General features: G+C 64.4%; 11 protein-coding genes. All 11 read left to right on the top strand.

Annotated features, from left to right (window positions below; all coding sequences use genetic code 11):
• Window positions 1–88: 88 nt before the first annotated feature.
• The 11 genes from ACFSCW_RS12570 to ACFSCW_RS12520 all read left to right on the top strand — a co-directional run bounded on the left by ACFSCW_RS12570 (window position 89) and on the right by ACFSCW_RS12520 (window position 14,723).
• Window positions 89–709 (top strand): methyltransferase family protein, encoded by a 621-nt coding sequence (locus tag ACFSCW_RS12570; protein ID WP_380889719.1) that lies wholly within the window; start codon window positions 89–91, stop codon window positions 707–709.
• A gap of 133 nt (window positions 710–842) precedes the next feature.
• Complete coding sequence (gene ffh / locus ACFSCW_RS12565) at window positions 843–2,324, top strand: signal recognition particle protein (RefSeq protein WP_380889717.1); 1,482 nt, start codon at window positions 843–845, stop codon at window positions 2,322–2,324.
• A gap of 44 nt (window positions 2,325–2,368) precedes the next feature.
• On the top strand, window positions 2,369–2,890 hold the full coding sequence (gene rpsP / locus ACFSCW_RS12560) for a 30S ribosomal protein S16 (RefSeq protein ID WP_380889714.1): 522 nt from the start codon (window positions 2,369–2,371) through the stop codon (window positions 2,888–2,890).
• A gap of 46 nt (window positions 2,891–2,936) precedes the next feature.
• Window positions 2,937–3,479, top strand: coding sequence for a ribosome maturation factor RimM (rimM, locus tag ACFSCW_RS12555; protein ID WP_380889712.1), 543 nt, complete (start codon window positions 2,937–2,939; stop codon window positions 3,477–3,479).
• A 59-nt stretch (window positions 3,480–3,538) separates the two neighbouring features.
• Window positions 3,539–5,617, top strand: a complete 2,079-nt coding sequence (locus ACFSCW_RS12550; protein WP_380889710.1) for a malate synthase G — start codon at window positions 3,539–3,541, stop codon at window positions 5,615–5,617.
• 167 nt (window positions 5,618–5,784) lie between these two features.
• A complete protein-coding gene (locus tag ACFSCW_RS12545; RefSeq protein WP_380889707.1) occupies window positions 5,785–7,074 on the top strand; it encodes a TolC family protein in 1,290 nt (429 codons plus the stop codon).
• On the top strand, window positions 7,071–9,149 hold the full coding sequence (locus tag ACFSCW_RS12540) for an ATP-binding cassette domain-containing protein (protein ID WP_380889704.1): 2,079 nt from the start codon (window positions 7,071–7,073) through the stop codon (window positions 9,147–9,149). The genes ACFSCW_RS12545 and ACFSCW_RS12540 overlap by 4 nt, the downstream gene beginning before the upstream one ends.
• Window positions 9,146–10,300 (top strand): beta-barrel domain-containing protein, encoded by a 1,155-nt coding sequence (locus ACFSCW_RS12535; RefSeq protein ID WP_380889702.1) that lies wholly within the window; start codon window positions 9,146–9,148, stop codon window positions 10,298–10,300. Before ACFSCW_RS12540 ends, ACFSCW_RS12535 begins: the two co-directional genes overlap by 4 nt.
• Before the next feature lie 44 nt (window positions 10,301–10,344).
• Window positions 10,345–11,730: an O-antigen ligase family protein gene (locus ACFSCW_RS12530; RefSeq protein ID WP_380889700.1), complete on the top strand. Its 1,386-nt coding sequence runs from the start codon at window positions 10,345–10,347 to the stop codon at window positions 11,728–11,730.
• Window positions 11,731–11,768: 38 nt separating this feature from the next.
• Window positions 11,769–12,485 (top strand): polysaccharide biosynthesis/export family protein, encoded by a 717-nt coding sequence (locus tag ACFSCW_RS12525; RefSeq protein WP_380889697.1) that lies wholly within the window; start codon window positions 11,769–11,771, stop codon window positions 12,483–12,485.
• Between the two features lie 21 nt (window positions 12,486–12,506).
• Window positions 12,507–14,723 (top strand): GumC family protein, encoded by a 2,217-nt coding sequence (locus tag ACFSCW_RS12520; RefSeq protein WP_380889694.1) that lies wholly within the window; start codon window positions 12,507–12,509, stop codon window positions 14,721–14,723.
• Window positions 14,724–14,795 lie beyond the last annotated feature (72 nt).

The raw sequence follows: 14,795 nt of genomic DNA, 5'->3' as shown, positions 1-14,795 counted from the left end.
CAAACTCCGGTTGCGCGGTTTCGCGCGTTTCCCTTCTATATGGTGCGGGTGCCAGAGGCATCAATCATCCTGCGGCCGGGAACCATAGGTGGGAAGCGTTAATATGCCGGTCTCGAAGCTTGATCTGTGGATATTCTGGGCCGGCGCAGTCATTTACGGGCTTGTCGTGCTGGCGGCGCGAATCGGAGCGATGCGGGCGGGGCAGAGCGCGAGCGCGCGTTCGTCGCGGTCGATCGTGGGCATCGCGCTGCAGATTCTCGGTATTTTCCTGGCCGGCGCCGGCGCGGTGCATGGCGGACTGCCGAACGCCGCGCCGCGTTCGATCGCCGCGGGCGTGGTCATTGCGGCCTTGCTGCTGAATGCGGCGGCCTTGTTTCACTGGTCGGCGGAAACGATGGGCAAGAACTGGAGCCTGGTCGCCCGCACGCGCGAGGATCATGAACTGGTGACGTCCGGCCCGTTCGCTTACGTCCGCCATCCGATCTATGTGTCGATGCTGATGTTCCTGTTCGCGCTGGCAGTCGCGACCGGCCATGCGCTGCACTTATTGTGGGCAGTGCCGGTGTTTGCCGCCGGCACGGCAATCCGCATCGCCGAGGAGGAAAAGCTGCTCCGCGCGGCCTTTGGCGCGGCGTTCGACGATTATGTGGGGCGGACGGGCGCGCTTCTTCCCAAGCGGAGCGTTGCTTTTCGCGCGCACCATCGCTAAGTGCGCCCCCGCATTCCGTAGGAACGCCGACACACCATAAGGACGCTCCCTATGAGCGTCCACGCTGGCCGACGAGGTTTCGTCCGCCGGCGTTTTTGGCGTTTGGCATTTCCGCGGGCGTTGGAGTGAGCGAATGTTCGAGACCCTGAGCGAAAGGCTGGGCGGCGTTTTCGACCGGTTGCGCGGCCGTGGCGCGCTGACCGAGGCGGACGTGCGCGCGGCGATGCGCGAGGTCCGCATCGCCTTGCTCGAGGCGGACGTCGCGCTGCCGGTGGTCCGCGATTTCGTCGACAAGGTGACGGAGCAGGCGGTCGGCCAGCAAGTGCTGCGATCGGTCACGCCGGGGCAGCAGGTCGTCAAGATCGTCCATGATGCGCTGGTCGAGATGCTGGGCGCCGATGCGTCGGAGCTGGCGCTGGACGTCGCGCCGCCGGCGATCGTGATGCTGGTGGGCCTGCAGGGCTCGGGCAAGACCACGACGACGGCGAAGCTCGCCAAGCGTTTGTCGGAGCGGGACCGCAAGAAAGTGCTGATGGCCTCGCTGGACGTGAACCGTCCGGCGGCGCAGCAGCAGCTCGCGACGCTCGGCGAGCAAGTGAAGGTCGCGACTCTGCCGATCGTGCAGGGCCAGCCGCCGGTCGAGATCGCCCGCCGGGCGCTCAACGCCGCGAAGCTGCAGGGCTTCGACGTGCTGATGCTCGACACCGCGGGCCGGTTGCACGTCGACCAGGCGCTGATGGACGAGATGAAGGCGGTCGCCGATGTCGCGCGGCCGCAGGAAATCCTGCTCGTCGTCGACAGCCTGACTGGGCAGGACGCGGTCAACGTCGCCAAGAGCTTTTCCGAGCAGGTGCCGCTGACCGGCGTGATCCTGACGCGGATGGACGGCGATGCCCGCGGTGGTGCTGCGCTGTCGATGCGCGCCGTCACGCAGAAGCCCATCAAATTCGCCGGCACCGGCGAGAAGATGGACGGGCTAGAGGCCTTCCATCCGCAGCGCGTCGCTGGCCGCATCCTGGGCATGGGCGACGTCGTCAGCCTGGTCGAGAAGGCGGCGGAGAGCATCCAGGTCGAGGATGCCGAGCGTATGGCCGCCAAGATGGCCAAGGGTCAGTTCGACATGAACGACCTGAAGGCCCAGCTTGCGCAGATGCGGCGGATGGGCGGCCTTGGCGCGCTGGCCGGCATGATCCCGGGCATGAAGGCGGCCAAGCAGGCGATGGCCTCCGGCGCGGTCGACGAGCGCATCCTGCTGCGCATGGACGCGATGATCGGGTCGATGACGCCGAAGGAGCGCGTGAAGCCCGAGCTAATCAACGCCAAGCGCAAGATCCGCATCGCCAAAGGCTCCGGCACCACTGTGCAGGACGTCAACAAGCTCCTGAAAATGCATCAGGAAATGGCGAACGCCATGAAGAAGATCAAAAAGATGGGCGGCCTGAAAGGCCTGGCCGCGATGTTCGGCAAGGGTGGCGCGGGCGCGGCCGGTCTGCCGGGCGGCATGGGTGACATGTTGAAGGGCGCGCCAGGCGGGCTTCCGGGATTGGGTGGCGCGCTGCCGCCAATGCCCGGCAACCTGCCGCCGGGTTTCGAGAATTTTTTGAAGAAAAAGTGACGGCTTCCCCGTCGACCAGACCTAAAGAGTGAAGGAAGAAGATTATGGCACTTTCCATGCGGCTTTCGCGCGGCGGCTCCAAGAAGCGGCCCTATTACCGGATCGTCGTGGCGGACGCGCGGAGCCCCCGCGACGGCCGCTTCATCGAGAAGATCGGCACCTATAACCCGCTGCTGGCGAAGGACAGCCCCGAGCGCGTGAAGCTCGACGGCGAGCGCGCCAGGCATTGGCTGAGCGTCGGCGCGCAGCCGACCGACCGCGTGCTCCGTTTCCTCGATGCCGCGGGCGTCAAGGAGCGTGCGGCGCGCAACAATCCGAAGAAGGCGGAGCCGGGCGAAAAGGCCAAGGAACGCGCCGAGGAGCGGGCCGAGAAGCTGAAGGCGGCCGAGGAAGCCAAGGCCGAGGCCGAAGCCGAGACCGTCGAAGTGATGGCGGAAGCGGTCGAGGAAGCGACGCCGGACGCGACCAACGAGGGCGTGTCGGCAGAGGCTCCGGCCGAAGGCGACACCGAAGCGGCGACCGGCGCGGACGAGCCGCAGTCGGCCGACCAGCCGGCCGAGGGCTGATTACGAACGAAAGCCCCTCCCGCTTGAGGGAGGGGTTGGGGTGGGAATGACCGATCCGAATAACGCCGACCGTTCGGGCCCACCCCCGGCCCCTCCCGCAAGCGGGAGGGGAGAAGAAAAGCGCGTCACGCTTGCCGCGATTGCCGGCGCGCATGGGCTGGGCGGCGAGGTGCGGCTCAAGCTGTTCACCGACAGTGCCGAGGGATTGAAGCGTTATGCGTCCTTCGAGGCCGAGGGACGCGTGCTGACGCTGAAGTCGGTGCGCCCCGCCGGCGCAGGGGCGATCGCGAGCTTCAAGGAAGTGCCCGACCGCACCGCCGCCGAGGCGCTGCGCGGCAAGACGCTCACCGTGCCGCGCGACGCGTTGCCGCCGCTCGGCGAAGGCGAATATTATCATGCCGATTTGATCGGGCTGCCCGTGGTGACGCCCTCAGGTGATTCGGTCGGGACCGTTACCGCGGTCGAGAATTTCGGCGCGGGCGACGTTCTCGACATCGAGAAGCCGGACGGCAAAAGCTTCATGGCGCCCATGCATGCCGTAACGGTCGAGCCCGAACGGCTGACGATCGATCCCGATTTCATCGTCTGACGATTTGACTTGAGGGTCGCGCCGATCCCATTGGTGCAGCGCACAATGGGAGGCGGCAGGTGGTCGATCGGGTCGAGCGTTCCGGGCTGAAAATCGCGGCCGTGCTGGCCGACTTCATCGAGCAGCGCGCCCTGCCGGGCACCGGCCTTTCGCCGGATGCCTTCTGGGCGGGCGCGGCGGACATCTTCGCGCGCTACGTGCCGGAGAATATCCAGATCCTCGCCAAGCGCGACACGATCCAGGCGCAGCTCGACGACTGGCATGCGGCGCGCCGGGGGCAGCCGATCGATCCGGGGGAGTATCAGGCTTTCCTGCGCGAGATCGGCTATCTGGTCGACGAGCCGACGCCGTTCGAAGTGGGCACGGAGAATGTCGACGACGAAATCGCGAAGATGGCGGGGCCGCAATTGGTGGTGCCGTCGCTCAATGCGCGCTTCCTGCTGAACGCCGCCAATGCGCGTTGGGGAAGCCTGTACGATGCGCTCTACGGCACGGACGCACTCCCCGGTGCGGCAAAGCCGGGCGGCTATGACGTGGAGCGCGGGCGGCAGGTGATCGCCTATGCGCGTGCGTTCCTGGACGAGACGCTGCCCGGCTGGGAAAAGGCGCTGACCGGCGAGGAATGCCCGCACCGCTTCGCGACGCGGGAAGGCGGGGTGCTGTTCATGCACAACGGCCTGCATATCGAGCTGGTGATCGACCGCGAGCATCCGGTCGGACGCGACGATCCGCACGGCATTGCCGATGTGGTGCTGGAAGCGGCGCTGACGACGATCGTCGACATGGAGGATTCGGTCGCGGCGGTGGATGCCGAGGACAAGGTTGCGGCCTATGCGAACTGGCTGGGCGTTCTGCGCGGCGATCTGGAGGATACGTTCGATAAGGGCGGCTGCACGGTCACGCGGCGCCTGCAGGCGGACCGGGAATATACAGCGCCGTCGGGCTCCAAGTTTACGCTGCCCGGTCGCAGTCTGCTGTTCGTGCGGAACGTCGGCCATTTGATGACGACGCCGGCGGTGCTGCTGCCCGGGAACGAGGAAGCGCCGGAAGGGATTCTCGACGCGATCGTCACGAGCCTGTGCGGGTTGCATGACGTGAAAGGGCTGGGGCGGTATCGGAACAGCCGCAAGGGTTCGATCTATATCGTGAAGCCCAAGATGCATGGGCCCGAGGAAGCGCGCTTCACCCACCGGCTATTCGACGCGGTCGAGGATCTGCTGGGCCTCGCGCGCCATACGATCAAGGTCGGCGTGATGGACGAGGAGCGGCGGACCTCCGCCAATCTCGCCGCGTGCATCCATGCCGTCCGCGACCGGATCGTGTTCATCAACACCGGCTTCCTCGACCGCACCGGCGACGAGATTCACACTTCGATGCAGGCCGGGCCGATGGTGCCGAAGGGCGAGATGAAGGCCAGCACCTGGATCAAGGCCTATGAGGACAGGAACGTCCGCATCGGCCTGGCTTGCGGGCTCAGCGGCAAGGCGCAGATCGGCAAGGGCATGTGGGCGGCGCCCGATCGCATGGCCGAGATGATGGAGCAGAAGATCGGTCACCCGAAGAGCGGCGCCAACACTGCCTGGGTGCCGAGCCCGACGGCGGCGACGCTGCACGCCCTTCACTATCACAAGGTGGATGTGTTCGCGGTGCAGGAGACGCTGAAGGGCGAGGCGCCGCCGCCGCTCGACGCGCTGCTGACCATCCCGCTCGCGCAAGGGCGGAACTGGACCGAAGAGGAAGTCCGGCACGAGCTGGACAACAATGCCCAGGGCATTCTCGGCTATGTCGTGCGCTGGATCGATCAGGGTGTGGGCTGTTCGAAGGTGCCGGACATCAACGATGTCGGGCTGATGGAGGACCGGGCGACCCTCCGCATCTCCAGCCAGGCGATCGCCAATTGGCTGCTGCATGGCGTTTGCACGAACGAACAGGTGGACACCGCCTTCCTGCGCATGGCCGCGAAGGTCGACGCGCAGAACGCCGGCGATCCGCTCTATCGCCCGATGGCGCCCGATCCCGAGGCCAGCATCGCTTTCCAGGCGGCTCGCGCCCTGGTGTTCGAAGGCATCGCCCAACCCAATGGCTATACCGAGCCGTTGCTGCACAAGTATCGCGCAAAGGCGAAGCTGCGCGCCTGAGCTGAAACCGGAAGAAACGAATCCGCAACAACTTGCAAAGGGTTTGGTAAAAGGTTCCTTTGTAAATTGATTTCCGGGTTGGCAGAGGCTCGGCGGCGTTGCTTAAGGGTAGAAACGCGCGTCGGACTCCCCTAGCGGATGCGCGGATGAGTCTCTCATGTACCGGATTGGGACGAATCGCCGCGCTGGCTCTGGCCAGCGCGTCGACGTTGCTTTGTGCGCAAGTCTATGGCCCGCCTGCCGACAAGAACGTGACCGCGCCTGCGGCCGTTCCGTCCAGCGTTCCGCCCGACTTGGCAGCGATCACGGCGCGCGCCATCGAAGCCAATCCCGATGTGCGCGCCGCGCGCCTCAACAATCGCGCCGCCGCGACCGACATCCGTGCCGCCAAGTGGCAGCAGGGACCGAGCGTGTCGGTGGGGCTGTTCGGTTTTGAGGGCGGCACGCAAGTCGTGCGCAATCAGAATGTCACGGCGAATGTGACCGTCGATCAGCCCATCTATCAGGGCGGCCGGATCAGCGGCGAGATCGACCGCGCGCGCGCGTCCGAACGGCAGAGCCTCGCCATCACCGACGAAACCGCGCAGGACATCGCGCTGCGCGTCGCCAATGCCTATTATACTTATGTCGGCGCCGTCCGCCGCGTGGGGGCGCTCGACCAGGGGCTGACGGAGCACCGCTCGCTCGTTTCGTCGATCGAACGGCGGGTGCAGCAGGAAGTAAGCCCGACCGTCGATCTTGAGCTCGGCCGGTCGCGCACCGCCCAGCTTCTGCAGCAGCAGATTGCCGCAAAGGCGCAGGCCGATGCCAGCCTGCAGCAGCTTCGTGTGCTGCTCGCCGACCCGAGCTTCACGCCCAATGTGCCGCCGAGCTACGATCCCGCTGTCTATCACCCCAGCGAGGCGGGCGCGGTCGAGAGCGCAACCACCTGCTCGCCGACGCGCAAGCGCCTGCAGGCCACGGCCCAGGTCGCACGCGCCGATCAAAAGGTCGCGCGGTCGCAATATCTGCCGCACCTTTCGGCGCAGTTTTCCAGCAACGAAGTCACCGGCGATCGCGTTGGCCTGTCGCTGACCACGGCGCTGAATGGCGGCCTCGCCCCGATCGAGGCGGAGCGTGCCGCCAAGGCGCGCCGCCTCGCCGCCGAGATGCGCGTGGGCTCCGCCGATGTGGATGTGCAGACGCAGCTCGCCGCGGATTTCGCAGAGAATGCCGCAGCACGCGAACGCGTCATTGCCGGCCGCACTGCGGCTGAGGCAGCGCGCGGCGTTACCGATTCCTATCAACGCCTGTTCGTCGTCGGCCGCCGGAGCTGGCTCGACGTGATGAACGCGGCCCTTGAAGTCACCCAGGCCGAGCTGGCCGTGCAGGATGCGGAAGTGAGCGCGATGGCTTCGGCCGCGCGCATCGGCCTCCGCACCTGCCGCTGGCAGCCGCAACCGCAGATCAGTCGATGACAGCACCCCTTCCTGTACTTATCGAACGCCTTGCCCGCGAGCGCGGCGCCGATCTGCCGCCCGACTGGTCGGGCGCGCCCCTCGATCTCGCCGTGCTTGGCGGAGAGGACGGTCTTGCCATCCTCGCCGGAAATGCCGGCTGGGACTTGCCGCGGCGGGTCGATGGCCGTCCGCGCGCAAACCGCTTCCCGCTGCTGGCCTGGACGCCCGAAGAAGGCTGGCTGCTCGCCGAACAGATGGAAGGCCATGCGCGGCTGCGCGTGTGGGACGGGACGGCGCGCTCGATGCCCTATGATCCGGACATTGCGCTGTTCGACGTGACCTTGCCCGAAGCTGCGGTCGCGCGGACGCACAACTCGGCGTTCGACGTGTTCTGGAAAGCGATGTGGGCGCGCAAGGATGTGCTGATCGCGGCGACGGTCGCGACCATCGTCGCCAACATCATCACGCTCGCCACCTCGCTCTATTCGATGCAGATCTACGATCGCGTCATTCCGCGTGCCGGCTATTCGACGTTGTGGGTGTTGACGATCGGCGTGCTGGTCGCGCTGTTCCTCGACTTTGCGCTGAGGACGACGCGGGCGCTGATGATCGAGCGTGAATCGGCGCGGATCGACCACGACGTCTCCGAATATTTCTTCGCCCGCGCACAGGCGGTGCGACTGGACGCGCGGACCGGCGGCGTCGGCACGATGGCGGCGCAGCTCCGCGGGCTGGAGCAGGTGCGGGCGATGATGTCGTCCGGCTCGCTGTTCCTGCTTGCCGACCTGCCGTTCGCTCTCTTCTTCGTGCTGGTGATTTTCGGGCTGGGCGGCGCGTTGGCGTTGGTGCCGCTGGTCAGCCTGCCGATCGCGCTCGGCATCGCCTGGGGGCTGGCGCGGCTGATCCGCAAGGATACGCAGCGGGCGCAGATCAGCGGCAATCTGAAGAACGGCCTTCTCGTCGAATCGATCGACGCGGCGGAGACGATCAAGGCCAATCGCGGCGGCTGGCAGATGCTTTCGCGCTGGAACCGGCTGATCGAGGAAATCCACGCGTCGGAAGATCCGGTCAAGCGCTGGACTTCGACCGCGGGCTCGATCTTTTCGACCCTGCAGCAGATCGCCTATGTCGCGTTGATCGCCTTCGGTGCGATCGCCGTGACCTACGGCAAGATGACGACCGGCGGGCTGATTGCCTGCGCGATCATCGCCGGGCGCGTAAACGGTCCGCTGGTGACGCAGCTTCCCAGCCTGATCGTGCAATGGGGCTATGCGCGCGCGTCGCTGAAGATGCTCGACAATATCCTCGCGCTGCCGATGGACGAAGATCCCGACGTGCAGGGCCTGCGCCCGAGCGCGATCAACGGCGCGCTGCGATTGGAAGGCGTGCGCTTCGCCTATCCGGGTGCGCGCGAAGGCGTGGACCTGCCGGTGCTCGAGATTCGCGAAGGCGAGCGCGTGGCGATCATCGGCGGCATCGGCTCCGGCAAGACGACCTTGCTGCGGCTGCTTGCGGGCCTTTACCGGCCGCAAGCGGGACGGGTGATGATCGGCAGCCTGGACGCCGCACAGCTCGCGCCCGATGTGCTGCGCCAGCATATCGGCTATCTGGCGCAGGACTATCGCCTGGTGAACGGGACGCTGCGCGAGAACCTGCTGCTTGGTCTCTCCAACCCCGGCGACGATGCCGTCATGAAAGCGGTGCAGGCGAGCGGGCTGATGCAACTGGTCAGCGGCCATCCGCGCGGGCTCGACCTGCCGATCTTCGAAGGCGGGCGGGGCCTGTCGGGCGGACAGCGCACGTTGGTCGGTCTGACGCGGCTGCTGCTCGCCAAGCCGCCGGTGCTGCTGCTTGATGAGCCGACGGCGAATCTGGACGATGCCGTCGAGGGAATGGCGCTGGGCGCCGTCGCCGGCCAGCTTGCGCCGAACTCGACGCTGATCGTCGTCACGCACAAGCTGCGGCTGCTGTCGCTGGTCAATCGCGTGATCGTGATGGCGAACGGCAAGGTGGTGCTCGATGGGCCGACCGGCGAAGTGGTGAAGAAGCTCCAGGCGCCGCCTCCGCGGCCCAAGGTGGAGGCCCAGGCGTGACCCGGACGCGCGGCTCCCTGATCGTCATCGTACTGGCGACGCTGGCGGTGCTCGGCTTTCTGGTCTGGTCGGCCTGGGCCGAGCTCGACCAGATCACGCGCGCCCGCGGGCAGGTCATCCCGACCGGCCGGGTGCAGACCGTGCAGGCGGCCGCCGAAGGCACCATCAACGCGATCATGGTCAAGGAAGGCGACCACGTCGCCAAGGGCCAGCTGCTGGTCGCGCTGGACAAGGTCAGCACCGGGGCGGCGGTCGAGGAAGGCAAGGCGCGCGTCGCCGCGCTGAAGGCGACGATGGCGCGGATCGAGGCGGAGCTGTTCAACAAGCCGCTGGTGTTTCCGGCGGAAGTGAACGGCTTTCCGGAGCTGGCGAGCAACCAGCGCATGCTGCTGGAACGCAGGCGCGGCGCGCTCAACGCCGATGTTGCCGCGCTTGGCGCGCAGCTTTCGCTTGCGCGGCAGGAGCTGAACCTCAATCGGCCGCTGGTCCAGTCCGGCGACATCGCACGGGCCGAGCTGCTGCGGCTGCAGCGTTCGGTGTCCGACCTGTCGGGCCAGATCGCCAGCCGGCGCAGCCGCTATCTCGCCGACCTTCAGACCGAATATGCGCAGACGCAGGAGCAGCTCACCACCGCCGAGCAGGCGCTCACCCAGCGCGCCGACCAGCTCACCAATTCCGAGCTGCGCGCGCCGGCGGCGGGCGTGGTCAGCAATCTGCGCGTCACGACCGTGGGCGCGGTGCTGCGGCCCGGCGACGAAGTGATGCAGATCATTCCGGCGGGCGCGCGGCTGATCGTCGAGGCGCATCTGTCGCCGGCGGAGATCGCTTTCATCCGCCCCGGCCAGGACGCGTCGGTGAAGTTCGACGCCTATGATTCGTCGATCTACGGCAGCGCCAAGGGCCGAGTGATCTTCGTCAGCCCTGACACCACGACCGTCTCCAAGCCCGACGGATCGGGACAGGAAAGCTACTACCGCGTGCAGCTCGACGTCGACACGGCGCCGATGCACCCGAAGAATCCCGGTGAGCGGATCGTGATCCAGCCGGGCATGACCGCGACGGCCGAGATCAAGACCGGGCGCACGACCGTGTTCCGCTATCTCACCAAGCCGATTCTGAAGACGACGTCGGAAGCGATGGGGGAAAGATGAGGGCGGTTTCAGGGCTTGGGCGCTCGGCCCCAGGCGCCGGTGACATGACGCGCTTCTCTCGCTGGGCAGGCATTGCGTTGGCGATTGGCTTGATCGCAATTTGCGCGATTGGGGGCGGCTCCGCGCGCGTCGATGTGACCTCGCTTTTGATTGTCCGGTCCGCCGCTGTTCTCACAGCCGCCGCGATGATGCTCCTGCCCAGAGAGAGAGGCGGACACGGGGGGCGAGCAGTTTTATGGTTTCTAAGCATTCTCTCCCTTTGGATGATCGCTCAGGCGATCCCCTTGCCGCCGGCGATATGGCTGTCGCTGCCAGGACATGAGAGATTTGGCGATGCGGCCGCGGCGGCGGGCATCGCGCAGCCTTGGCGGCCGATCTCCGTTACGCCGGATCTCACCCTCAGTGCGTTGGCCGACCTCGTCGTCCCGGTAGCGGTCGCGTTGAGCGTAGAAGCGGTCCGCCCGCGAGATCAGCACTGGATTTTGGCGGCTATCCTCGCCTTCGGGATTCTCAGCTGTCTGGTAGGCGTGGTGCAGGTCGCGACCGGCGGTTTGCACTACTATATCTACCATCATCTCGGTGCGACGGGCCTGTTTGCCAATCGCAACCACCAAGGCGCATTTTTAGCGCTTTGTCTACCGCTTCTCGCTGTCTGGAGAGTCGAGGGCACGCGTCATTTGCCGATGCTGGCTCGCAATGTGCTTGCCAGCGCGGCCGCCGCCCTATTTGTAGTTATGATTGTCGTCGGCGGCTCCAGAGCAGGATTGCTTTTGGGCGCCATTGGGGCAGTCGGCTTCGTCGCCTTGGCGACAGGCTCCGCAACGGGCGCTCGCATAAAACGCCGCTGGATCATCGCCGCCGCCGTCGTGCTGGCATGCGTCGCCGTGCTTGTCCTGTTTGGTCGGGCAACGGCTTTGGACCGCCTTTTTGCGACGGGCAGTATCGAGGGCGAAGCGCGGTTCGATCACACGCCCTTGGTCGTTCGAATAATCAGGGACTTCATGCCATTTGGATCGGGGTTTGGGTCGTTCGATCCTGTCTTTCGAATTTACGAGCCGGACAATTTCCTCAACCCAGGCTACTTCAACCATGCGCACAACGATTACCTGGAACTTGTGTTAACGGGGGGCGTGCCTGGCGCCCTGATATTCGCTGGGTTTGGCATCTACGTAGTGCGCCGATTGCTGCCGCGAAACTGGTCCGCAAGAGAACCGGCGGACGGGGCGCTTTGGCGAAGAGCATCGGCGCTGGCGCTGGCGATCCTTCTTTTGCACAGCGGAGTAGACTATCCGCTTCGCGTTCCTTCTCTCGCCGCCGTGGCGACGTGTCTGGTCATATGGTGCTTGATGCCTTACAAGCGCCGCATGAAATCGACGGACCGCCTGCCGAAGGTTGGGGGTTCCCCTGACCGGGTAGTTCTCGCTAGATGAGCACTGCGGTTTAAACGAAATCTAACGAAGAGAAGCTGTTGACCTTGCTCCGCCCCTCCATGCTGGCGTGCCTTGTCGTCCTGCTCAGTGCAGGCTGCGCGTCGCCCAACAAGTTCGTCGGCCGTCCGGACGTGCAGTATGTCGACAAGGGAACGCTGCCGCCCCCAGGGCGAGAGGATCTGATCCTCGAGCAACGATCGTACCTCATCGGCCCGTTCGACACGGTGAAGATAGACGTTTACGGCGTGTCGGACATCAGCCAGACCGCTCAGGTCGACGCTAGCGGCAAGCTTGCATTGCCTCTCGTCGGCGAGATCGACGCGTCCGGACGAACAACGGCCGAGCTGGCTGGGGAAATTCGTCGCGCTTTGATGCGCTATGTTCGCGATCCGCAGGTGACGGTCACGGCGGACACGGTCAATCAGATGGTGACGGTCGACGGACAAGTCCAAAAGCCGGGCCTGTATCCTGTAACAGGGCGAATGACGCTGCAGCGGGCGGTTGCCCGGGCGGAAGGGCTTACGGAATACGCCAGCGCGAATTATGTGATCGTGTTCCGCCGTGTGAACAAGCAGCAGATGGCTGCGCTTTACGATTTGCGGGCAATCAGACAAGGCATATACGAGGATCCCGAAGTGTTCGCTAATGACGTTATCTACGTGGGAGAGAATGGCGGACGCAGGGTCTTCGACGCGGTGCTGAAGACGTCGCCATTCCTTGTGAGCCCGCTGGTTGCGATCTTGCAAAACCGCTGACCGTATTCGAAGGAAAACTCGTTGCAACTGATTACGGTTGATCGTTCGCGCCAAGGCATGGGCGTAGAGCCGACTTTTGACGCCGCCGACATTAGTGGTCGGAGGGGGGGCGAGGAAACTCCCATTGTCGCTTACGCGATTTCCGTCTTGCGGCGCCGCAAGTGGATCTTAATTGGCGCAGTGGCTGCCGCGCTGTTCGCCGGTATTCTCGTTACGCTTTTGATGACGCCGAAATATACGGCGACGGCATTGCTGGAAATCCAACGCGAGGACCGCAACGTCGTCGAAATCGAAGGTGCCACTCCCCGCGCTGGCATGGTCGACCAGGAATTCTACGAGACCCAATATGGTCTCCTGCGCTCGCAGACCTTGGCTGAACGAGTTGCGCGCAGCCTGCGTCTGGACCAGAGTCCGGAATTCTTCCAGACGATGCGCGTTCCGGTGCCGGAAGACTGGTTTCATAATGGCATGCCCACACCGCAATATCGCGATGAGAGAGTGCGGGTTGCCGGAGAGCTTCTCCTGAAATCACTCACCGTAGAGCCAGGTCGGCTTTCTCGGCTGGTGCGAGTGTACTTCACCAGTCCCGATGCTGCCTTGTCGCAGAAGGTTGCCGATGCCTGGGGCAAGAACTTCATCCAGTTGACGCTGGAGCGCCGCTTCGAGGCGACCTCTTATGCGAGAAATTTTCTTGAAGACCGATTGAATCAATTGCGCGGGCGGATCGACGAGTCCGAGAGGCGACTGGTCGATTATGCGTCGCGACAAGGTATCGTGAATCTGCCGAGCGAAGGGAGTTCCAACGGCACTGAATCGCGGTCGGAGCGGTCATTGCTGGTCGATGACCTAGCGACGCTGAACCAAGAGCTCTCCAAGGCAACTGCCGATCGCGTGCGGGCCGAAAGTCGGCTGGGCTCTTCCGGCTCAGCCGTAACTGAGGCGTTGGACAATCAAGCTATTTCCGGTCTTCGGCAGAAGCGCGCCGAATTGTCATCCGACTATGCGAAGCTGCTCGTCCAATTCAAACCGGATTATCCACCAGCTCAGGGCCTCAAAACACAGATTGACCAGCTCGATCGTGCGATCTCGCGCGAAGAAGGCCGGGTCACGCAGACGTTGGGTGGAACATATCAATCGGCCGTTGGGCGAGAAAACGCATTGCGCCGCAAGGTCAATGAGTTGACCGGGCGAGTGCTAGACCTGCGCCGGCGAAGCATTCAGTATAATATCTATCAACGAGATGTTGATACAAATCGTCAGCTGTATGATGCGCTTCTCCAGCGCTACAAGGCGATTGGAGTGGCGGGAGGCGTTGGCGTCAACAATATTGCCATCGTAGACGGTGCGAAGCTTCCGGAGAAGCCGTCCAGTCCCAAACTGACCTTGAATCTCTTGCTCGCGATACTCGCGGGTTTGGGGATCGGCACTCTCGCCATTTTCCTCATTGAGCAGATCGATCAGGGGGTGTCGGATCCCGCCGAGGTAGAGAAGCGCCTTGGTGTCCCTTTGATCGGAACGATTCCACGAACATCAAAGGATATTTACGATCAGCTGAGAGACCCCAAATCGGCGCTAGGCGAGGCCTATTTGTCGCTTCGCACCAATCTTGCGTTCGCGACCGACCACGGCATGCCGCGAACTATCGCCGTAACGAGTTCCCGGCCCGCCGAAGGCAAGTCTACGACGAGTTTCGCGCTGGCGCTTTCGCTTGCGCGGAGCGGTCGCCGAGTATTGCTAATGGATGGAGATATGCGGTCTCCGTCGGTTCATCATATGTTCGGGATTGAGAACGAAGCCGGTCTCAGCAACATTTTGGCAGGTGCCGCTCAATATCCCGAGCTGCTCAAGGAGGTCGGCATCGAGAACCTGGCGGTACTGACGGCTGGCCCACATCCGCCAAGTGCACCCGAGTTGCTGGCAAGTGCTCGCTTTCCCGAACTTCTGAAGGATCTGCTTGACCGGTTCGATAATGTCGTACTGGATATCCCGCCCGTAATGGGCCTTGCGGATGCTCCGCTGGTTGGAAGCAGGGTAGAGGGCACGATCTTCGTTCTCGAATTCGGTGCGACTCAGATGGGCACCGCAGGTGTGGCGCTTGAGCGCTTGCACGGCGCCAACGCAATGGTTGTCGGATGCGTCTTGACCAAGTTCAATGCCAAGCGCGCCAACCTCGGCTATGGTTACGATTACGGCTATGGCTATGGTGACAATGTGAAGCGAAGCGAAACGGCGGGGTGAGGCTGCCCAAAACAGGCGGGCTGGCGGCAGAGCGCCATCGCCGATGGACTGAGCGAAGCCTGATTGCCCTAT

Origin of the sequence: Sphingomonas tabacisoli (assembly GCF_042678385.1) — a bacterium.
GTDB lineage: Bacteria > Pseudomonadota > Alphaproteobacteria > Sphingomonadales > Sphingomonadaceae > Sphingomonas_B > Sphingomonas_B tabacisoli.
Note: the sequence above shows the minus strand (reverse complement) of the source record. Positions and strands in the feature narration are given on the sequence as shown.

Excerpts from the sequence above, each read along its gene's own strand:
- ffh (WP_380889717.1), top strand. The coding sequence starts at position 843 with ATGTTCGAGACCCTGAGCGAAAGGCTGGGCGGCGTTTTCGACCGGTTG.
- rimM (WP_380889712.1), top strand. The coding sequence starts at position 2,937 with ATGACCGATCCGAATAACGCCGACCGTTCGGGCCCACCCCCGGCCCCT.
- ACFSCW_RS12530 (WP_380889700.1), top strand. The coding sequence starts at position 10,345 with ATGACGCGCTTCTCTCGCTGGGCAGGCATTGCGTTGGCGATTGGCTTG.
- rpsP (WP_380889714.1), top strand. The coding sequence starts at position 2,369 with ATGGCACTTTCCATGCGGCTTTCGCGCGGCGGCTCCAAGAAGCGGCCC.
- ACFSCW_RS12540 (WP_380889704.1), top strand. The coding sequence starts at position 7,071 with ATGACAGCACCCCTTCCTGTACTTATCGAACGCCTTGCCCGCGAGCGC.